Genomic DNA, 19,708 nt, shown 5'->3' with positions numbered 1-19,708 from the left:
CACTCTAGCCGGGCGCCCCTTGCACACAATATCGCAAGGGGCGTCTCGGCTACGCCTTCAATTCCTATCCGGCATATACCGCTATGACCACCCGACTCGCCATTAATGGCTATGGCCGTATCGGCCGCTCCGTTCTGCGCGCTCTGTACGAATCCGGCGCCCGCGATACCCTACAGATTGTCGCCATCAACGAGCTGGCAGACTGCGCTACCATCGGCCACCTTACCAAGTACGATTCGGTACACGGTCGCTTCGCCGGTGATGTCTCAGTGAAAAATGACACACTAACAGTTAATGGCGATTCCATCGCAGTTACGCATTTCGAGCGTTTGGAAGACCTGAATTGGCGCGAAGAAAATGTCGATATCGTGCTTGAATGCACCGGTAGTTTTAAAGAGCGGCGCTGTGCCGAACTGCACCTGGCCGCAGGGGCAAAAAAAGTTTTATTCTCCCAGCCCGCCAGCCGCGATGTGGATGCCACCATTGTTTATGGGGTTAACGATCACACCCTGAACGGCAATGAAACTATTATTTCTGCCGCCTCCTGCACCACCAATTGCAGCGTGCCGGTAATCGCAGCGCTCGACAAGGCGTTTGGTATAGAAGCGGGCGTGCTGACCACCATCCACTCCGCCATGAACGATCAGCCGGTAAGCGATGCCTATCACCACACCGATTTAAGAAAAACACGCTCCGCCGTTACCTCAATTATTCCCGTCGACACCGCACTCGCCCGCGGCATCGAGCGCATATTGCCGCACTTATTTGGAAAGTTCGAAGCCCAGGCTATGCGCGTACCCACGGTCAATGTCTCCGCTATTGATCTATCGGTTCAATTGCAAAAAGACGTAAGTCAAAGTGAGATCAACGCTTTACTAAAATCCACAGCTGCGACCGAGTTTAAAGGCGTACTCGGCTTCACCGAAGAACCCCTCGCCTCCTGCGACTTTAATCACGACCCGCGCTCGGGAATTATTGATGCCAGTCAAACACGGGTTGCCGGCGGAAAATTAGTAAAGATATTGATTTGGTTTGATAATGAGTGGGGGTTTGCGAATCGGATGTTGGATGTGGCAAGCAAGTTGGGAAAATAATAGAGTGAAAAACACTCTATTATTTTTCATTTGGCGTCTATTCATATATTTTGGTTTCAAAGCATAATTACCATACTCTTACACTGAAAATAGATCACTTCTTCACCTTATTATAAGTACAACTGTATATCTCTCGTACCAGTTATAACTTAACCGGCTTCAGTCGACAGAATGCAAATTGACAAATCTCAACCTTCATACTGTAAATGTCAGGGCCCTTTAGGGAAGACTTTTGAGAGAAGCTGTTTGAGCATGTAAAAATTAAATCTATAGCACTTATAAATCTGCTCACAGAGTGTTCTTGTAACTCAACAATAACCCTATGTGTCTATTTAAATTACTCTTCACTTTCAATCGACTCCTCTTCTTTAGAGTCAAATCATAGATTTCCTAATATTTTTTGTCGGTCATTATTATAAAGTGTGGTTAAACTTAAGGTTTTGGCACTTTAGAATTTAACCATAAGGCTATCTTCTGGTCCAAGATTTCGCCGCAATTTTTAGCTAACCGCCATTCAGCCTCTCTCCAGAAAGTCTACAGTTACAGCCAGACAACAGCTATTTTTTAGCTTATAGAGTTAGTATCGTACCTTTCTCACCTGACTGGTAGTAACCTGTCGATATTTTCACCTGGTAAGGAGAGGCGCTGAAACCAGCAACTGACCTCTCTCTTTCCTAATAACACTTACTATCGAAAATTAAAGCTTATAGAAAATATAAGCTATTGATAAGGAATATTGATTGGTCTTTCAGATAATTTTTTCACTACCGAGTGGTAGATTAAAGTTGATTCCAAATTAAGCCTACTACCATTCGAATCACTTGGAACATTTTCCCCTTCAGTATTAGAAAAAAACTGAAAGTTACTTTTAACATGAAGAGTTTGGTCGTCGACAACACTGAATATTTCCCAATTACGTACCAGATGTAGCTGACAATCAGAATTCATAGGTGGATTCCAAGACAATGGGTCACAATCTTTATATGATTGATCAGAGTACTGCCTAATTTCTATATTATTTTTACTATTAAGTTTCCACAGTCCATGACGAATACTAATCTCATCATCCTCTAGGCTTCCACTTAAATCTGAGTCGTAAGCACTTATCATCATTACAGCCCCATCATTTTTTAATTCAACCCAATAGTGATCTAGCGGCCACCAGAAACTGTATTTTGGATCTGTCAACTGGTAAATACCTGAAATCTCTGTCTCTTCCCAACCCTTTAAATTCTGAACGAAACTCGTGTAAAATCTTGCTGTTTTTTTTCCTTCAAAGTCCTCAAGTACAAATACCCAGTCTAGATCTTTGTATTCATAATTTAAAAAACAATAAATTAACTTAACTCCATTTGGCATTTCCACCACGATTTTGTCATCATAATCTAAATACCAAACTCCAGATCTCTCAAACTCAAACAATTCACCACTTTCATTAATTTCTGGGAAGGTAATATCAACAATACCACCACTTTCATAACTTCCATGAAAGCGCATATCTAAGACTTTTACGGTATATTTTGAAGTTATTTCAACCATAGGATTAATAATTTCACTTGGTGTAGTCACTATAGGAAGGCTATACAACTTCCCTAACTCAATTTTATCAGATATAGGAAGCATTCCAGATGATCGAAGTGCAATTGCCAAATCTGTTCTATCTCCAAATACTGAATTCTTATATTCTTCATTTTGAGAATGCTCATACTCCTGCGCATCGATAACAATCAAGTCGTGATTTGAGCCTTCAGAAAGCCAATTTATTTTATTAATTTTATAGTGTGTTTCTTCGTAGGATGAATCAAATTCATTGTAATTAAAACTTATTACTAGATCTGCTCCATCTATAATAATAGCGTTATTAGTTTGCACCCAAGTAATATCTACGCTATCCACTAAACTATTAATTTCACCTGTGCCATCATCCCTTAGAATTAATCTTACCCCCTTTGAAGGTAGATAATATGAATCAGCGATAAAAGAAAATTTAGATGGTGAGGAAGCGAGAATCCCTTCCTCCCTAACAATTTCCTTTTTTGTTTCCACAAATAGATCAAAAACACTATCTGTGACTTTAGCAACATAAAGAGATATTTCGTTATAATTTGTGGCTAATTCATAAATATCAATGAATTTCTCAGGTAGGCCAAGACCATTTTCAACTAAATAAGGTGAATCATTAATTAACATCTTTAAAGATGTGGCAATAGCAAATACTACAGAGGCATCTATCTTGTGATAGGCCAACTCATATTGAGATTGAGATATAACTGGGCCATCATTTGTAGTTTCTATAACTGCTGAGAGAGCAGTTGAAAGAGAGGTAATATTTACATCAAGTAATTCAGCACGTACTAGAACTCCGTCTTCACCAGATTTCTCTAGTAAAGTTCTTACAGAGCCAAGTAGACTCACAAGTCTTATACTACTTTCGGCAGGAAAAATGGCTTCAGCTCTTACAAAGCTATCAATCTGAGATTCAGGGATATCTATATCGATAGAGTAATTCCCTAACGCATCTACCTCTCCATAAAATTCAGTATCAGCTACCTGTAACCTCACCTCAGCATGGATAAAGCTCGTAGTTTCCACATATCCTTCAATCGTCAAGCTAACCGTTTTCTCGGGGAGCTGATTATTCTTGTCTTTATCATCGCTGCTACAAGCTGATAGAAGTAATAAGCAACCAATTATTAGAAAATTGGATAAGAATTTAGGGTACATCATTCTACTCATTCATACTGGATGGAATTCTGAGGGACGGGACTATAAAGAAACAAGCAGAGCCAGGCCAGAAAAATTAAGAGATGAAGTTTTGAAATTACACTAACTAGCTGTCACAAAATGCAAATAAATATCTGAACATGGCTTGTTGATAGTGATAGGATCAGGTTTGATCCTTCTTATGGTTAGAAAAATTCCCAATAAAAACCCTTTACCAAGAAAGGGGCGTCTAAGAAATTTTTATATTAATCATGTAAAATGCAACTCATTTCATCTAGCCCTCCTTGCTTTATCTCTGAGTTTGACCGGCGATATTCATCCCCCAACTGGCGTAAACGTTCTTCGCGATTAACTTTACTTAAATCCCCCAACCTTTGCGCAGCATTATAAAAAGCCTCCCAACTACCACTATCCAAATAAAGCTGCTTAAAGGCAGGCACCTGGGATTCATATTCGGCGGCTAGAGCCAGGGTGGCATTATTCGTTTTTTCTATGTAGCTCTGGTAGCGAGTTGGATTGGGCCAGTTTGCAGATAGCTTTCTATAGCATTGACGTAATCGGGATAAAACCCGGGCTTTTTGTTCGTGCTTTAAATCATCTGGCTGTGAAGATTGATAGACTGTTTGTAATTGGCTGCGTGCGGCTGCCATCAATTGACGCACAGACAAGGTTTCTGAGCGGGCTTGAGCTGCGGAGCTGACCAGGCCCTGACTGCTGAGCCAGCCGGGTAGGGCAATTTCTGAGACGGCGGTGGCAAAGCTCTCGTTGAACTGGGTATCACCGGAGATATAAACCCTTCTATGGGCCAGCTCATGAAATAAAAGACCGGCTAGGCGTTCCTGAGGCCAATTAACAAAACTGGATAATATTGGGTCGTTAAACCAACCGAGGGTGCTGTAAGCGGGCACCGCGCCCAGATATACATCATAGCCCTGTCCGCGCAGTTGATTCGCTTTTGCCTCTGCCGCAGACTTGCGAAAATAACCTCGGTAGCTGGCGCAGCCGGCGATAGGGTAACACCAGCGCTTAGGCTCAAGGGAAAACTCCGGCGCTGCCAGGACATTCCAAATCGGGTAGGTGTCATCTAACTGTACATAAGCGTTATAGGCATCACCTACCGGCAGTTGCAAAACTTCAGCTGCATAGGCACGAATCTGCAATACCAGTTGTAGCTGCTGTTGTAATTGCTCACTGGTACCCGGTTCATTAATGACTTTTTCTATCGGCTGACGCCCAGACAAAATACGCCACTGGCCGGCAGCTGCTTGGGCGTAATAACCGACGGTTTCACACCCCGCCAAATACAGTGATATGATAAGCAGCCATAAGCGCAAATTAAGCCATTTTTTTGGCAGGCCCGTGATAAGCAATCTGCTATACACTTCCTTTCCTATTGTCATTTTAATGTGATCTGGCCAGGGCCTTTTCTTCCCCTTCAATAGCCTCTAAGGGTTATAGCATGATGCCAGTTAGCGCGGTTCTGACAGTATTTGCCCTGGCTTTTGCCGCCATTGCATGGCTGCGATTAGTGAAAGTGTGCTTTGACGACAGCACTATAGCTGGATTCCTCGCTCTTTTTATACCTCCCTTGGCACTTGTGCTGCTTCTCCCTCGCTGGCGCCAGGAGCAGGAGTTATATCTACTATGGGGCGCAGCACTTGCCTGCCTGCTATTAAGTTTTGTGCTGCACTGATGAAAAAACTCCCTATGCTCTAAAGTGCATATATGAATCTAGCTAACTCTATCAAGTAAAATACTGGTCAGTCGCAGTACTGCACCTTCTCCTTTAGGAAAAGTAGCCCCCTAAGAACACCTGCACTTGGTATCCGCTTATATACGCCCAGCTAAAGACCACAGATCCTTCTCTTCTCCAGTAACTCAAGCCCAGTTGATTTAGGTCAAGAGGTTTGTAGCACTACTCCATACACTGCATAACTGAAGCATTGGCGTACTGGAGAGAAAGATGGATGCCTTAATTGATCTATTTACCAGCTTTTCCGGCTTGCTCAGTCTGGCCGTAATCGGGTTTATATTCCTGATGGCATTCTATTTTTATCGACTGGTTAGCAACAATGTGGAAAAAGCAGTAGCGGAGCAGGAAAAGAAAGAGCGCGCTGCAGCCACCCGTGTCAATAAAACGGCGGCTGCATCTCGCTAATACCTGGGGTCTCAGGGTAGTACCATTGCCGCAAGTTTTTTGCGGCGCAGGCGGTTATTTTAAGAAACAGGAGTTTCGGATCTTAATCGCTAATTTCCTCAGCTGACCGTTTGGTTTTTGTTGCGATGGGGGCTTGCCAGTAGTGGCGCAAAAACCAATATCGTTCGGCTTTTTATTGCATGGAACGCAGACTGTCTACCCACAACCAGCTCTGTTTGAGAGCACGGCGTTGGATTTTGGTTAGGGCAGGTAAAACAACAGGGCGACTGCCCCGGCTGCGAAAGCAGTCGGGGCATTTTATTGCGCAAGCAAAATGTTGATTTGAAAAACTACTTCGAGCCGTTTAACTGATGGCGGAAATGTAATTTTTAAAAATCCGCAAATCAAGACTGCTCGGCTTGCTCTTTTGACCGGCGTGATGTAATCCAGCGACCAAACAAGATTCCCACCTCAAACAGCAACCACATGGGTACGGCCAGTAGGGACTGGGAGATAACATCCGGTGGGGTGAGCAGCATACCGATCAGGAAGCAGCCCACAATCACATAGGGACGTTTACTCCCCAGGGTTTTGGCATCCACTGCGCCACTCCAAATCAATAACACCGTGGCGATGGGTATCTCGAAAGCGAAGCCGAAGGCAAAAAACAACTTCAATACTAAATCCAGATAGCTGCGCATATCCGGCATAACTTTGATATCTGCGTGGGCCGAGCCAACAAAGAAATCAAATAAAATAGGAAACACTACGAAATAGGCAAAGGCCACACCGGCGTAAAACAATAATACGCTGGTGACCAAGATTGGAATCGCAATACGCTTTTCATTTTTATAAAGACCGGGAGCTATAAAAGCCCAGGCCTGATAGAGCACAAAGGGAATGGCGATGAAAAACGATACAATAAAGGTGGTCTTAAATGGCGTAAGGAAGGTGGAGGTCACCTCTGTGGCAATCATGCCTGCATCGCCGACCAAACGCTCCTGTAGCGGATTGGCAATAAAGTTGTAGATATCCGAAGCAAAGGGTACCAGGCAGGCGAACAAAACCACTACAACCAGTAACGTGCGCAGCAGCCGATCCCGCAGCTCGATCAGGTGATCGATAAAGGGCTGATGGCTGTCTTGTGATTGATCGCTCATGGTTGCTTATCTTTTTCCTGTTGCGACTCTTTTTCTACGTTTTTAGGCGTATTTTCCGGGTGCTCCGGATTCAGTTCGGGATCACCTAAATCGTGCCAGTGCTCCGGGTATTCCGGGTCCTGCAACTCTTCAACGGTTTCATCCTGCTCCGGTAAATAGTCTTCTTTTTCCGCGCGCGGATGTTCGGGCTCCTGGGGCACTTTGGCTGGAGCTTTTTCCTTAGGTTTGGCCGACTCGCTGGGCTGTGGCTCCTCCTGCTGCTGCAGGGATTCATTCACCTCGCGGTTAGCCTCACTAAAGGTACGCTCCATTTCCCGGCGACTCTCTTCGATCTCCTTGAGGATGCGCTCATTGTGCAGTTCTCGGCGGATATCGTCGGCACCGACTTCCCGTTCCAGTTCCTCACGCGCACCTTGCAAGGTTCGCTTCAGGCCAGACCACCAGCGCGCTGTCGTGCGGATGGCATCGGGCAGGCGCTCCGGGCCCACCACAAGCAGTGCCACTACCGCGACCAGTAGCAGTTCAAAAAAGCCAATATCAAACACGGGGCATTACTCGCGTTAACAGTGCCGAATTATTTGTCCTGGGACTGCTTGTCTTTTTCTTTCGAGGTGCTGCCCTGTTGCGGCTTTTCTTCTTCATCGTGCTGAAGACGCTCAGGGTCTTTGTCTTTATCTTTGTCCTCATCCTTATCATCGTCCTTCACCGCTTTGCGGAAGCCTTTCAGTGCACCGCCCAGATCACCACCGAGGTTTTTCAAGCGCTTGGTTCCGAAAAGCAGCAGGACAATGACCAAGATAATCAACAGCTGCCAGATGCTAATTCCACCGAATCCCATAATTGTCTCCATGTCATTTAATACGGCAGCCGATTTGCATTGCCATTGGCCACCATGGGTAAAACCACAAATTATCAGAGGACTGTTACGCCAGTCCTTCCAACTGAATTCTTATCCCTCTTTACTGCGGGATGCCTTTTCCTCCAGGCCAGAGAGGCCAAAGCGTCGACCCAGTTCACGCACTACATCCTGGGAGTCCGCTCCCAGGTGCGAAAGCATCACTAATGAGTGAAACCAGAGATCCGCCGTCTCGGCGATCATATCCCGGTTGTCGCCACTGGCCTGCGCATCTTTGGCGGCGAGAATTGTTTCGGTGGCTTCTTCGCCCACCTTTTCCAGTATTTTGTTGAGCCCCTTCCTATGCAGGCTAGCCACATAGGATTTATCGGCATCCTCTGCGCACTTGCGGCTCTCTAGTACCGCATCGAGTTGTTGCAGCAGATCACTCATTTCCGGGCTCACTTGTAGATGGCTTTGGGGTCTTGCAATACCGGTTGGCTAACGCGCCATTCACCGTCCTGCAAGAGGTTGTAAAAACAGCTGCTACGGCCCGTATGGCAAGCAATTCCGCCCTCTTGCTCAACCATTAACAGCACGGTGTCACCGTCACAGTCGAGGCGAATCTCGCGTATTTTCTGTAGGAAGCCGGATGACTCCCCTTTGCGCCACAGGCCCTTGCGCGAACGCGACCAGTAGACCGCATAGCCCTCGCTAGCGGTCAGTGCCAGAGACTCGCGATTCATCCACGCCATCATCAGCACGCGACCGCTTTTAAAATCCTGGGCAATGGCGGGTACCAGGCCATCGCTGTTCCAGCTGACCTGATCAATAAAGCCGCTTGTTGGCACAGCTTGAGTCAATGTCTCTTCCATCAGAATTCCAAGTGTAGGCCGGCGCGACGCCGGCAAAATACTGCCGCCAGTGTCATTAGGGCCAGAGCAGTAAAATCAGGGCTGCGATGCCCAATACCCAACCAGAGGGTGGCAACTGCTCCAGCCACTGCGGCCGGCTTAAGGCCAGGGCGCCTACAGCGAGCAGCACACCGCCGAGCCGACGCAAATACTGCCAGCGCCCACGGCGCTGACTGCTCGCCAGTTTTTCACCGATATTTTCCAGTTGTGGCGCCAATTCCCGCGACTGCTCAAGGGCTGAATAGACCAATTGCGGCATCTGTGGAAACTTCTCCAGCCACTCGGGACCGTAGCGCTTGATCTCGCCCACCAGTGTTTTGGGGTGGATGCGTTCACGCATCCAACGCTCCAAAAATGGATGAGCAGTCTTCCACAGATCCAATTCCGGATAAAGCTGGCGTCCCAAACCCTCTATATTCAACAGGGTCTTCTGCAATAACACCAATTGTGGCTGCACCGCCATATCGAAGCGTCGCGCAGTCTGGAACAGGCTGATCAATACCCGCGCAAAGGAAATCTCCCCCAGGGGTTTCTCAAAAATCGGCTCGCACACGGCGCGAATTGCCGCCTCGAAGGCGTTTACAGGGGTATCCGCACGAACCCAGCCACTCTGTACGTGCAGTTCCGCCACCATGCGGTAATCGCGCCGGAACATGGCGAGCAGGTTGCGCGCCAGATAGTACTGATCTTCTCGCGATAAGCTGCCGACAATGGCGGTGTCGATGGCGATATACTGCGGACGCTGCGGGTGTTCCCGGGAGACAAAAATATTGCCCGGGTGCATATCCGCGTGGAAAAAGTTGTATTCAAAAACCTGCTTGAAGAAGATCTCCACGCCGCGTTCGGCCAACAGCGGCATATTGGTATCCTGCTCGCGCAGCTGCGCTAAATCAGTGACAGGAATACCATTGATACGCTCCAGCACCAGCAAGTTTTCGCGGGTGTAATCCCAGTAAACTTGGGGGATATATAGCAGTGGAGAATCAGTGAAATTACGCCGCAACTGGGTGCCGTTGGCCGCCTCGCGGGTTAAATCCAACTCACCCTCGATGGTATGACGGTAGTCTTCCACCACTTCCACCGGGCGCAGACGGCGGCCCTCTGGCACGAAGCGTTCGATAGCCCGGGCAATCACCCGCAACAGGCGCAAATCTTCCTGAATCACTTCGCCGATGCCCGGGCGCAGCACCTTGACCACGACTGACTCGCCGCTGTTAAGCACGGCGGCGTGAACCTGTGCCACCGAAGCTGCCGCTAGGGGCTCGTGCTCAAAGCTGGCAAAGACTTCATCGACACTAGCGCCAAGGGCTTCCTCAATCAATGCGCGACACTGATCACTGGGGAAGGGCGGTACTTTGTCCTGTAGATAGTCGAGCTGCTCAACCACATCCGGCGGCAACAAATCCGGCCGAGTGGAGAGCAGCTGACCGAATTTCACAAAGATCGGTCCCAGCTCTTCCAGGGCGCGGCGCAGTCGCTCGCCGCGCTCCATCTTTGGTTGCGGCAACAGTTTGAGTGGAGCCAGTAATCCCCGCAGCCACAGGGGGCGGCGTTCGGCCGGTAATAACAGATCTAAGCGATGGCGCAGGAAAACCCGCGCGATAGTAAAAGTACGGGATATAGGCAAGACTACTCGGCCTCCCCGCGGGAAAACTGTTCCTGCAGCAGGCGCACCCGCGCCTCCAGGCGCTCGGTGGCCAGGGACAACTCGGCGAGGTCATCCGCGAAAGCTTCAAATTGTGCCTGTGGTGGCGTCAACTGCCATTCCTCACTGATCGTCTCTGCGGCCGCAACCGGCGCGCGACTAAGGCTGGCACTTAACCAGCTACTAGCACTGCGCAGCACATTGCCGATGGAGTGGGCGGGAATATCGCCAAACACTTGCGCAAGTGGTGCCTCCCAATCGATATCCAGATCGCTCATGATCCACTGCAACTCGGCCAGTAGGGCACTGGAACCGCTGATAGAGACACGCAGTGCCGCAGGCGTGGCATCGGGGTCCTTTAGTAATCGCACCAGGGAAATAGCCGAGCCGCTGATGGTGGTCGTTACATCTCCCTCCCAGTGCTGGCGCACGCGCACCTGATCGCCCTCAATACATAGGCAGCATTGCAACTTTGGAGCCGTCAGGTCGAGCGCCATGATTTTGCCATCCAATTCCTGCAGGCGTGCTCGGGTCGCGGGATCATATTGCAAGGCAGTATTAATAGCGGTTTCCAGCGCGGCGTCAAAACCCGCGCGATAGGTGGGATCGCTCATGGTGGTTATTGGCCTCGTGCCATCACTTGGGGGTCAATCACGACGGGCACCTCTCAGGGCTTGATACCACGGTGCAACGCCACAATGCCACCGGTCATATTGTGAAATTCACAATCGACAAATCCAGCATCCACCATCATCTGCTTGAGCGTTTCCTGATCCGGATGCATGCGGATGCTCTCCGCCAAGTAGCGGTAACTCTCCGCGTCGTTGGCCACCAATTTCCCCATAAATGGCAGCAGGCGGAACGAGTAGTGATCGTAGACTTTTTCCAGCAGTTTCGATTCCGGCTTGGAGAACTCCAGTACCAGTAAGCGCCCACCGGGTTTCAGTACCCGCAACATGGAGCGCAGCGCCAAGTCTTTATCGGTGACATTGCGCAGACCAAAAGCGATGGTAATACAGTCGAAGGTGTTGTCCGGAAAGGGAAGGTACTGGGCGTCCGCCTGTACCGGCACTACGTTGCCGGCAATGCCACGATCGAGCAGGCGGTCGCGGCCTACCCTAAGCATCGATTCATTAATATCTGCCAACACCACCTGACCGCTGGCGCCCACAATACGCGAGAAACGCGCGGTGAGATCACCGGTGCCCCCGGCGATATCCAGAATTTTCTGTCCCGGCCGCGCACCGGACAATTCGATGGTGAAACGCTTCCAGAGGCGGTGAATACCCCCGGACATCAAGTCGTTCATTACGTCGTAACGCGCCGCCACTGAGTGGAACACTTCCGCCACACGACCGGCCTTTTCCTCCACCGGGACCTCTTGGTAGCCGAAGTGGGTGGTCTTGCGATCCTTCATGCTGTGCTGCCTGCTGAGCCAAATTCAGTGCGCCATTGTACATCGACCAAGCCGGCGGAACAGTGCCCATGATTCGCCCAGTGGCAACTCACTAAAATTAAATCACACTAGAGAAAATACTGAGTCCAGGGCCAATTCATGGATTACCGACTCGACAGCGACATGCCCGCTGCACTGAGTCTGCGCACTGCGGCTCACGCAGAAATACGCGCCGCCTGTGATAATGCCCGGCTTCTGCCAGGTGAACATGCCATTCATGAGCTACGTAAACACTGCAAGAAACTACGTGCTCTACTGCGACTGATTTTTCCGAAAGAAAATTCACTCTTCCAACTCGAGAACGATCGCTACCGGAAATTAGCGCGATCCCTATCGGCGGGCCGCGATCTTGTCTCCATGCGCACCGCGCTACTTACCCTAGCTCCCCCCAACCACTTTGAAAAAATGCATAGAGTGCTGCACCAATTACAGCGGTCGCTGCGAGATGAGGAGAGCCTTATTCGGGTCGAAGGGTTACTGCATGAGGCACAAAAGAGTATTGAGTGTTGGCCCCTGCAAAATATTGATTGGAGAGATATCGACGTAGGATATTTACGCGGCTACCAGCGCGCGCACAAAACCTGGCTAGAAACACGCGAAGGAGACAGCGCCCATAAACTACATCAATTGCGTAAAAGGGTAAAAGATCACTGGTACCACTGTCGCCTACTCAGAGAGAAACACCCCCAATCTATTGCGCTGCGCTGTGAACCGCTCAAACAACTCGCACAAATACTAGGGGACTGGCGTGATCTATACCTACTGTGTCGCTTTGCCATCACTGTGGGAGAGCCATTAGGGGAAGAGTTAATCAAGTTATTGGAGATGGGGGACTGGCACAAGATGCGACTGCGCAGGAAAATAGAAGACGGTTGCGCCATTTTCTTTGCCCACAAAACACTTGTGATCTAAGTGATGCTGGCACCGAGGGCGCTGAAACTACTCACCAAAAAACTAAAAAGGCGCAGGAGGGTTTCCCGCGCCTTAAACTCGCCAACTTATTTGGCGCTCTGCTCCAGCAGGCCGCCGGCGCGGGCCATCACATGGAACAGGTAGTTCTGCTCATTGGTGCCGCTTACTAGGTGCGCACCGGGTCCTCGGGCCCAGACACCTACATCTTCACCGCCGTGGGTCTCCCCGGAAAGAGGAACAAGAACTTCCTGGTGGAAACCAGGAGCGGTGGTGTCCACATCGGTAAGATCCTGACGCCCTTGAACAATATCGTCATAGTAGCGGTCATCAGCATCGGTATTGTCGCCGTAATGTGCAAAACCGCGACCATTGGCATAGTTCAGGGTGGTGTAAGGCAAGCCGGTTTTATCCAGCTTGGGCATCTCTTCAGCCACACCGGTCTTGTCATTTTTAACTACCTTACCGAGGATTGGGTTGCCACGGGTAGTCCCACCGGCAATGGTCATCACGTGACTGTGATCCGCGGTAACAACGATTAGAGTATCCTCGGCACTGGTGTTATCCAGGGCTACCTGCACCGCCTTGGCAAACTCTTCCGCATCGCTGAGAGCATTGTAGGCATTGTTGGCGTGGTGACCGTGGTCGATACGCCCGGACTCCACCATCAGAAAGTAACCCTTGTCGTTTTGCTGCAGCATCTCGATGCCCTTGGCAGTCATCTCACTCAGGGAAGGCTCGCCGCCAACATCGTTGCCACGATCGGCTTCATAGCGCATATGAGAGGAGTTAAATAACGCCAATAGCTTATCGGTGTTAGTCACATCCAGCTGGTCAAACCCGGCTTTGTCTTCCATGTAGTGCGCGGTGGTTACGCCATCGTTATAACGGGTTTTCCACGCTTCAATCAGATTGCGCCCATCGGTGCGCTTACCAGTCTTGCCTTCCGCATCGGTGAAGTCCGCTGGCAGGAAGTTGCGGCGTCCGCCGCCCATTACCACGTCGATACCATCGCCGGCCTCCAATTCAACCAGGTGGGTGGCGATATCGCGACAGCCATCCGGAGCAGTGTATTCCCACTCACGCTCAGGCACCTTGGCATAGGTGGCTGCGGGCGTGGCGTGGGTGATACGCGCGGTGCTGATGATACCGGTGCTTTTCCCCAGTTCCTCGGCCAGCTCCAGGGAGGTGGTCAGGGGGCGTTCAAGGCTGGCGGCGCAGTCACCGCGAGCGACATCTTCGGCCACACTCAGGATACCGGCCTTGGTTTTCACACCGGTAACCAAAGCGGTCATGGTGCCAGCGGAATCCGGGGTCTGCTGGTTGGTGTTGTAAGTTTTTACCAAACCGGCAAAGGGCATTTTTTCGAAGCTCAGCTGGTATTCCTCGCCGTCGAGGCCCAGTTTTTGGCCGGCGAAGATACGCGCGGCGGTGACGGTGGAAATACCCATGCCATCGCCCACAAACAGAATAATATTTTTTGCGGCACCCGGCGTATTGTTGATTTTCTCTGCGCTCGCCGCAGCTACCGCTTTCTGGCCATCTTCGAACCAGCTGCTTTCACTTTGGGTTGAGGAAAGGCCTAAGTAATTCTGCTGCTGCGGTGTTTCAGTAGCATCCGGCACTTCGGCAACATTGTTGGAGCTGGAGTTATCGTCGCTACAGGCACTGGCCAGTACGGCAACGGAAAAGGCCAGCAGGGTCTTTTTAAACTGTTTCATGGTCAATACCCCCAATTATTCTTCTGACAGCGACAGGTCGGTCGCGGCAGTCATTATGTGGAAAACCGCGTTCTGTTCCAGATGTCCCTGCACTTTTTCGGCACCGGCGCCGATCGCGTGCAGACTGATATCCTCACCGCCGTGGCTTTCGCCCCCCAGGGCAACCAGGGATTCCTGATGGAAACCAGGCATCTCAGTATCCACATGTGTCAAATCATGGCGACCGGCGGCGATATCGTAGTCATCGCGCTTGTCCGCATCGGTTTCAGTACCCAAATCGGCAAAGCCACGGCCATTGGTGTAGGTCAAGGTGGTGTAAGGCTTATTGTCCTCGGCCAGGGAGACGGCCTGATTTGGCGCACCGCTGTCATCGTTACCAATCACCTTGCCCAGGATAGGGTTACCCCTGGTGGGATAGCCCGCCATATTCATTACGTGGCTGTGGTCAGCAGTCACCAGGATCAGGGTTTCTTCCAGGTTCACTTTTTGTAGCGCTGCCTTGACCGCGTCAGATAACTCGATCGCTTCATTCAGCGCGTTATAGGCGTTACCGGAATGGTGAGCGTGATCGACTCGGCCAGATTCCACCATCAGGAAGAAGCCGTCATCATCCTTTTGCAGCATATCGATAGCGGTGGTGGTCATCTCGACGATACTGGGCTCTTCGCTGTTCTTGGCGATGCGGTCAGCATCGTAGCTCATGTGATCTTCGGTAAAGAGACCCAGCAGCTTATCTGTTTTAGCGATATCCACTGCCGACAGTTCGAAACCATTTTCGACGTAAACCGCATTCTGCTCACCGTCATAGCGCAGCAGCCATTCACCCGTTAGATTGCGCTCGTCTTCACGCAGACCACCTTCAGCCACCGGTGTAAAGTAGTTGCGGCCACCACCGAGCATGACTTCCATGCCATCGCCGATGTTCATTTCCACCATTTGTGTAGCGATATCGGTACAGCCCTCATCGGCCGCGTGTTCCCACTTGCGGCTGGCGCTATGTGCATAAGTGGCTGCCGGAGTGGCATGGGTGAGGCGTGCGGTAGAGACGATGCCGGTAGCCTTGCCGCGGCTCTCCATCATCTCAAGGAAGCTGTTCAAACCCAGCTCCTTACTCGCAGCACAGTCAGCCACCAGGCCCTTGCCATCCACATTGATCATACCAGCGCGAGTTTTCACCCCGGTCATCATCGCGGTCATGGTGCCGGCGGAGTCGGGGGTCTGCTGGTTAGTGTTGTAGGTTTTGATCAGGGCACTGTGAGGAAACTCCTCAAAAGAAAGGCTGTTCTCTTCACCGGGTTCACCGCGACGCTGGCCCTCAAAGATACGGGCTGCGGTCAGGGTGGAAATCCCCATGCCATCGCCAACAAACAGGATGACGTTTTTGGCAGTTTTGGCTTCACGGGAGAGGGAAGTGCGTTCTTCCAGGCGATCGGATGCCTCGGTGAACCAGTCGCTATTGGTTTGGTAATCGGGCAGGCTCGCGGCAGAAACTGCAGAAGCGAGAGGAATCAAACAAAAGGCGCTGAGTGCGCGGGCAAGTTTTTTTGCCACGGTGGGCCTCCGGAACTCGTGAATTTGGCGAGCATTAGAGTCCGGAAATATGACAAAAGAATTACGCGCCGATTAACATCTCGTTTTCTTTGTCATAAAGATTTGTACTCTTGTTACAACTGCAAAAAGACAGCCATATAATTGTTACAGTATTGCGAAATAATGCGGGAAATTATTGTTTTTCCTCGCTTTTTTAATACTTTGTGAGGGAAGGAAAGTGCGCCACTGAAGGGCGCACTTGGCAGCTAACCGATAAATTTCACCACACTTTCATCCGGGTCGCGCCCCTTGCCCGCCGCGCGCAAGCGCTCCAGGTAGGCCTCCCAGTTGGCGGTGTGTTTTTCGGCTAGTTCACGCAGGTATTCCCAGGTGTAAATGCCGGTGTCGTGGCCGTCATCGAAATCGATTTTCAGACCGTAACGACCGGCAGCTTCGACCCTGTCGATACCCACATGGATTTTTCCATCCACCAGCAGGGCGGGGCTATTGCCGTGGCCGCGCACTTCAGCGCTGGGGGAATAGACACGCAGATACTCTGCCGGCAGGGTGTATTCAGCGTCGGTGTACACCAGCAGTAGGTTTTTCTCTGCGCGATTTAAACGGATTTTTTGCAGTTTCATTTACAGGATAAAACGCGAAAGGTCCTCGTTTTTACTCAACTCACCCAGGTGGCTGTCCACATAAGCCGCATCCACTTTGAGAGACTTGTCGCCATCGCCGGCATCGAAGGAAACTTCTTCCAGCAGGCGCTCCAGTACCGTATGCAAGCGGCGTGCACCGATATTCTCTGTGCGTTCATTCACTTCGTAAGCCACTTCAGCGATACGGCGAATGCCGTCTTCGGTAAATTGCAGTTCCAGACCCTCTGTCGCCAGCAAAGCCTTCTGCTGTTCGGTCAGAGACGCGGAGGGTTCGGTGAGAATACGCTCAAAGTCCGCGGAAGTCAGCGAGCTCAGCTCCACGCGGATCGGCATACGCCCCTGCAGCTCGGGAATCAGGTCTGAGGGCTTGGACAGGTGGAAGGCACCGGAAGCGATAAACAGAATATGGTCTGTCTTGATCATGCCGTACTTGGTATTGACGGTGCTGCCTTCGATCAGTGGCAACAGGTCGCGCTGCACCCCTTCACGGGAGACATCGGCACCGCCGCTCTCCTGGCGCTTGGCCACCTTGTCGATCTCATCGATAAAAACGATACCGTTTTGTTCGGCAGCGCGAATCGCACGGGTTTTGATATCTTCATCGTTCACCAGCTTGGCGGCTTCCTCATCGGTAAGCTGTTTCAACGCCTGCTTGACCGGCAGCTTGCGCTTGCGCGTCTTGCCCTGGGACATATTCGAGAACATGCCCTGCAGCTGGTTGGTCATTTCCTCCATCCCCGGAGGAGCCATAATCTCCACACCCATAGGCGCGGCGGCCATATCAATTTCCACTTCCTTACTATCCAAATCGCCCTCGCGCAGCTTCTTGCGGAACAGCTGGCGGGTGCTGGAATCCTTGTCGTTGGGCTCAGCCGAACGCGCAGGTGGCAGCAGGGCGTCGAGAATGCGTTCCTCGGCCGCATCCATAGCGCGCTGTTGCACGCCGGCCATGGCCAGTTCGCGCTCCTGCTTCACTGCCATCTCGACAAGATCACGCACGATAGATTCCACATCGCGGCCGACATAGCCCACTTCGGTGAACTTAGTCGCTTCAACCTTAATGAAAGGCGCGTTGGCGAGCTTTGCCAGACGGCGCGCGATTTCGGTTTTACCCACACCGGTGGGGCCGATCATCAGGATATTCTTCGGGGTGATTTCGGCACGGAGATCCTCTCTCACCTGCATACGGCGCCAGCGGTTGCGCAGCGCAATCGCTACCGCGCGTTTGGCATCCTGCTGGCCAACGATGTGGCGATCGAGTTCATGGACGATTTCACGGGGGGTCATCTGGGACATACAAATTCCTGCAAAACGGTTATGCGGGCCAGGTTGCAGCCCGCTGGACTCAGGCGCTTCTTCTGAGAGCGCCCGGTCAGTAAGTCAATTCTTCGATAGTGTTGTTGTGGTTGGTGTAGACGCAGATATCACCGGCAATTTTCAAGCCCTGCTCAACGATCGAGCGCGCGTCCATATCGGTATTGTCGAGCAACGCACGCGCCGCCGACTGGGCAAAGGGGCCGCCGGAACCGATAGCAATCAGGTCATCTTCCGGCTGAATCACATCGCCGTTGCCGGTCACAATCAAACTAGCGCTGTCATCTGCCACCGCTAATAGAGCTTCCAGGCGACGCAGGGCGCGGTCTGTGCGCCAGTCTTTGGCCAGCTCCACCGCAGCGCGGGTCAACTGGCCACCGTGAGCTTCCAGCTTGGCTTCAAAACGCTCAAACAGGGTGAAGGCATCGGCGGTGCCACCGGCAAAACCAGCGATAACCTTATCTTTATAAAGTCGGCGCACCTTGCGGGCATTGCCTTTCATAATGGTGTTGCCCAGAGACACCTGGCCGTCGCCGCCAATCACAACTTTGCCGTTGCGGCGACAGGATAAAATGGTGGTTCCGCGATACTGTTCCAATGGAGACCTCTCGGATTACGCGTGTACTGTGGCTGTGCAAGGCCTGTTGCCTTACACGCCGGGAAAATTAGTCAGATTAGATAAGTGAGGACGGGACGCACCGATTTCAATAAGAGAAGGGCCAATTGCTATACTGAGAACCCGTCATCCATTGCGGATTCGCCTCTTGGCTCTGCTTCCCTCCCGCTACTTCAAGCCGCTTTTCACCCTGGTTATGACCTGCGTGATGTCGGGAGTAATCTCTGGGGCGATTACCTACTCCCACCAGGGATTCAGCGAAGGATTTCTGCCGATATGGGGCCGGGCCTGGTTACTGGCCTGGATAATTTCACTGGGATTGCCGCCACTGATCAGACCGGTAATAAAAAGTCTGCTGGGCAAACTGGCGGCGCCAGACGAGGAATCCAGCAGTTGATTTAATTTGCAGGTCGCTTCAATACCAGCGGCATCAGGCGATGTTCTGCCAGAACCTGGCGGGCTTTGGCCATGCGCGAGCGGTTGTCGAAGGGTCCAACCAAGACCCGATGCCAGGTGCCGCGGCTATCACTGGCAGACTCCACTTTGACATCCAGATTGGCCAGGGTGAGCTGGGCGCGCAGGCGCTCGGCTTCCGCCGCCTCCCGGAAAGAGGCGGCCTGCAAGATATAAACCTGCGCTTTGACCTTATCAGCAGCCCCTTGTTTATTGGAGGAAGACTCCCCACGAATGGCGGGCTTGGCCACCTTGGGTGGCGGTACCGAAACTTCGTTTTCCTTGAGCATGGTATAGAAATCAAAGCGCGGTTCGGACGGCGCCTGCGCCGTCGGTTTGGTTGCCGGAGCTCTGTCACCAGCGGCACCTTTGCCATTGCCGGCCACACCGAACTGCAGCAGCAAAAACACCGCAAAGCCACCCACGGCATTGCCCAGTACAAACCACACCCATGCGGGTTTGCCCGAGGCACTTTTGCTGCGGCGTTTCGTGTTGCGACGGCTCATGGTGGAATTCTTCCCTGGATAGTCTACTCAGC

At 51.2% G+C, this 19,708-nt stretch carries 21 protein-coding genes; 5 read left to right on the top strand and 16 right to left on the bottom strand.

From position 1 onward, the window contains the following. Window positions 1–83: 83 nt before the first annotated feature. Complete coding sequence (gene gap / locus ACJJIT_RS20400) at window positions 84–1,094, top strand: type I glyceraldehyde-3-phosphate dehydrogenase (RefSeq protein ID WP_444899508.1); 1,011 nt, start codon at window positions 84–86, stop codon at window positions 1,092–1,094. Between the two features lie 720 nt (window positions 1,095–1,814). Here gap and ACJJIT_RS20395 read toward each other — a convergent pair. Both ACJJIT_RS20395 and ACJJIT_RS20390 read right to left on the bottom strand, forming a co-directional pair. Further along, entirely contained in the window at window positions 1,815–3,818 is a 2,004-nt protein-coding gene (locus ACJJIT_RS20395; RefSeq protein ID WP_444899507.1) for a hypothetical protein, read from the bottom strand. 245 nt (window positions 3,819–4,063) lie between these two features. Further along, complete coding sequence (locus ACJJIT_RS20390; RefSeq protein WP_444899506.1) at window positions 4,064–5,200, bottom strand: aminopeptidase; 1,137 nt, start codon at window positions 5,198–5,200, stop codon at window positions 4,064–4,066. Window positions 5,201–5,277: 77 nt separating this feature from the next. Here ACJJIT_RS20390 and ACJJIT_RS20385 point away from each other — a divergent pair, with 77 nt between their 5' ends. Both ACJJIT_RS20385 and ACJJIT_RS20380 read left to right on the top strand, forming a co-directional pair. After that, window positions 5,278–5,511 (top strand): hypothetical protein, encoded by a 234-nt coding sequence (locus ACJJIT_RS20385; RefSeq protein ID WP_252083823.1) that lies wholly within the window; start codon window positions 5,278–5,280, stop codon window positions 5,509–5,511. A gap of 270 nt (window positions 5,512–5,781) precedes the next feature. Next, window positions 5,782–5,976: a DUF3149 domain-containing protein gene (locus ACJJIT_RS20380; RefSeq protein ID WP_252083824.1), complete on the top strand. Its 195-nt coding sequence runs from the start codon at window positions 5,782–5,784 to the stop codon at window positions 5,974–5,976. A gap of 383 nt (window positions 5,977–6,359) precedes the next feature. On the opposite strand, the gene tatC is transcribed toward ACJJIT_RS20380, so the two are convergent. From tatC to ubiE, 8 genes are all read right to left on the bottom strand, one after another. Further along, window positions 6,360–7,115, bottom strand: coding sequence for a twin-arginine translocase subunit TatC (tatC, locus tag ACJJIT_RS20375; RefSeq protein WP_444899505.1), 756 nt, complete (start codon window positions 7,113–7,115; stop codon window positions 6,360–6,362). Next, the gene (gene tatB / locus ACJJIT_RS20370) at window positions 7,112–7,660 is read right to left on the bottom strand and encodes a Sec-independent protein translocase protein TatB (RefSeq protein ID WP_444899504.1); all 549 of its coding nucleotides are present in this window, start codon (window positions 7,658–7,660) and stop codon (window positions 7,112–7,114) included. Before tatB ends, tatC begins: the two co-directional genes overlap by 4 nt. Before the next feature lie 29 nt (window positions 7,661–7,689). Next, window positions 7,690–7,953, bottom strand: coding sequence for a twin-arginine translocase TatA/TatE family subunit (tatA, locus tag ACJJIT_RS20365; protein ID WP_252083828.1), 264 nt, complete (start codon window positions 7,951–7,953; stop codon window positions 7,690–7,692). Window positions 7,954–8,064: 111 nt separating this feature from the next. Beyond that, window positions 8,065–8,403 carry a phosphoribosyl-ATP diphosphatase gene (locus ACJJIT_RS20360; RefSeq protein WP_252083830.1) on the bottom strand — a complete coding sequence of 113 codons (339 nt, stop codon included), beginning with the start codon at window positions 8,401–8,403 and terminating at the stop codon, window positions 8,065–8,067. Between the two features lie 8 nt (window positions 8,404–8,411). Further along, window positions 8,412–8,825: a phosphoribosyl-AMP cyclohydrolase gene (hisI, locus tag ACJJIT_RS20355; protein ID WP_252083831.1), complete on the bottom strand. Its 414-nt coding sequence runs from the start codon at window positions 8,823–8,825 to the stop codon at window positions 8,412–8,414. A gap of 55 nt (window positions 8,826–8,880) precedes the next feature. Next, window positions 8,881–10,491, bottom strand: coding sequence for a ubiquinone biosynthesis regulatory protein kinase UbiB (gene ubiB / locus ACJJIT_RS20350; RefSeq protein ID WP_444899503.1), 1,611 nt, complete (start codon window positions 10,489–10,491; stop codon window positions 8,881–8,883). Between the two features lie 2 nt (window positions 10,492–10,493). Beyond that, the gene (locus ACJJIT_RS20345; protein ID WP_444899502.1) at window positions 10,494–11,123 is read right to left on the bottom strand and encodes a ubiquinone biosynthesis accessory factor UbiJ; all 630 of its coding nucleotides are present in this window, start codon (window positions 11,121–11,123) and stop codon (window positions 10,494–10,496) included. 53 nt (window positions 11,124–11,176) lie between these two features. Beyond that, window positions 11,177–11,926, bottom strand: coding sequence for a bifunctional demethylmenaquinone methyltransferase/2-methoxy-6-polyprenyl-1,4-benzoquinol methylase UbiE (ubiE, locus tag ACJJIT_RS20340; protein ID WP_252083834.1), 750 nt, complete (start codon window positions 11,924–11,926; stop codon window positions 11,177–11,179). Window positions 11,927–12,064: 138 nt separating this feature from the next. Between ubiE and ACJJIT_RS20335 the strand changes: the two genes are divergently transcribed. Next, entirely contained in the window at window positions 12,065–12,877 is an 813-nt protein-coding gene (locus tag ACJJIT_RS20335; RefSeq protein ID WP_444899501.1) for a CHAD domain-containing protein, read from the top strand. Between the two features lie 86 nt (window positions 12,878–12,963). Here ACJJIT_RS20335 and ACJJIT_RS20330 read toward each other — a convergent pair whose 3' ends face one another. The 5 genes from ACJJIT_RS20330 to hslV form a co-directional block, all read right to left on the bottom strand. Further along, window positions 12,964–14,595 carry an alkaline phosphatase gene (locus ACJJIT_RS20330; protein ID WP_444899500.1) on the bottom strand — a complete coding sequence of 544 codons (1,632 nt, stop codon included), beginning with the start codon at window positions 14,593–14,595 and terminating at the stop codon, window positions 12,964–12,966. A 15-nt stretch (window positions 14,596–14,610) separates the two neighbouring features. Further along, the gene (locus ACJJIT_RS20325) at window positions 14,611–16,146 is read right to left on the bottom strand and encodes an alkaline phosphatase (RefSeq protein WP_444899499.1); all 1,536 of its coding nucleotides are present in this window, start codon (window positions 16,144–16,146) and stop codon (window positions 14,611–14,613) included. 245 nt (window positions 16,147–16,391) lie between these two features. After that, window positions 16,392–16,766, bottom strand: coding sequence for a gamma-butyrobetaine hydroxylase-like domain-containing protein (locus ACJJIT_RS20320; protein WP_252083838.1), 375 nt, complete (start codon window positions 16,764–16,766; stop codon window positions 16,392–16,394). Then, a complete protein-coding gene (gene hslU, locus ACJJIT_RS20315; RefSeq protein WP_444899498.1) occupies window positions 16,767–18,083 on the bottom strand; it encodes an ATP-dependent protease ATPase subunit HslU in 1,317 nt (438 codons plus the stop codon). 76 nt (window positions 18,084–18,159) lie between these two features. Beyond that, window positions 18,160–18,699 (bottom strand): ATP-dependent protease subunit HslV, encoded by a 540-nt coding sequence (gene hslV / locus ACJJIT_RS20310; RefSeq protein WP_252083840.1) that lies wholly within the window; start codon window positions 18,697–18,699, stop codon window positions 18,160–18,162. Window positions 18,700–18,865: 166 nt separating this feature from the next. On the opposite strand from hslV, the gene ACJJIT_RS20305 reads away from it, so the two are divergent. Next, on the top strand, window positions 18,866–19,114 hold the full coding sequence (locus tag ACJJIT_RS20305; RefSeq protein WP_444887555.1) for a DUF2798 domain-containing protein: 249 nt from the start codon (window positions 18,866–18,868) through the stop codon (window positions 19,112–19,114). Window position 19,115: 1 nt separating this feature from the next. Here ACJJIT_RS20305 and ACJJIT_RS20300 read toward each other — a convergent pair whose 3' ends face one another. After that, on the bottom strand, window positions 19,116–19,676 hold the full coding sequence (locus tag ACJJIT_RS20300; protein WP_252083843.1) for an SPOR domain-containing protein: 561 nt from the start codon (window positions 19,674–19,676) through the stop codon (window positions 19,116–19,118). Window positions 19,677–19,708: the final 32 nt, after the last annotated feature.

The sequence above is a fragment of the Microbulbifer mixtoriginis (SeqCode) genome (genome assembly GCF_052467515.1).
Note: the sequence above shows the minus strand (reverse complement) of the source record. Positions and strands in the feature narration are given on the sequence as shown.

Coding starts and splice junctions, on each gene's coding strand:
- ACJJIT_RS20360 (WP_252083830.1), bottom strand. CDS start 8,403: ATGAGTGATCTGCTGCAACAACTCGATGCGGTACTAGAGAGCCGCAAG.
- ACJJIT_RS20335 (WP_444899501.1), top strand. CDS start 12,065: ATGGATTACCGACTCGACAGCGACATGCCCGCTGCACTGAGTCTGCGC.
- tatA (WP_252083828.1), bottom strand. CDS start 7,953: ATGGGATTCGGTGGAATTAGCATCTGGCAGCTGTTGATTATCTTGGTC.
- ACJJIT_RS20380 (WP_252083824.1), top strand. CDS start 5,782: ATGGATGCCTTAATTGATCTATTTACCAGCTTTTCCGGCTTGCTCAGT.
- ACJJIT_RS20395 (WP_444899507.1), bottom strand. CDS start 3,818: ATGTACCCTAAATTCTTATCCAATTTTCTAATAATTGGTTGCTTATTA.
- gap (WP_444899508.1), top strand. CDS start 84: ATGACCACCCGACTCGCCATTAATGGCTATGGCCGTATCGGCCGCTCC.
- hslU (WP_444899498.1), bottom strand. CDS start 18,083: ATGTCCCAGATGACCCCCCGTGAAATCGTCCATGAACTCGATCGCCAC.
- tatC (WP_444899505.1), bottom strand. CDS start 7,115: ATGAGCGATCAATCACAAGACAGCCATCAGCCCTTTATCGATCACCTG.
- ACJJIT_RS20385 (WP_252083823.1), top strand. CDS start 5,278: ATGATGCCAGTTAGCGCGGTTCTGACAGTATTTGCCCTGGCTTTTGCC.
- hisI (WP_252083831.1), bottom strand. CDS start 8,825: ATGGAAGAGACATTGACTCAAGCTGTGCCAACAAGCGGCTTTATTGAT.
- ubiE (WP_252083834.1), bottom strand. CDS start 11,926: ATGAAGGATCGCAAGACCACCCACTTCGGCTACCAAGAGGTCCCGGTG.
- ACJJIT_RS20330 (WP_444899500.1), bottom strand. CDS start 14,595: ATGAAACAGTTTAAAAAGACCCTGCTGGCCTTTTCCGTTGCCGTACTG.
- ACJJIT_RS20345 (WP_444899502.1), bottom strand. CDS start 11,123: ATGAGCGATCCCACCTATCGCGCGGGTTTTGACGCCGCGCTGGAAACC.
- ACJJIT_RS20300 (WP_252083843.1), bottom strand. CDS start 19,676: ATGAGCCGTCGCAACACGAAACGCCGCAGCAAAAGTGCCTCGGGCAAA.
- ACJJIT_RS20320 (WP_252083838.1), bottom strand. CDS start 16,766: ATGAAACTGCAAAAAATCCGTTTAAATCGCGCAGAGAAAAACCTACTG.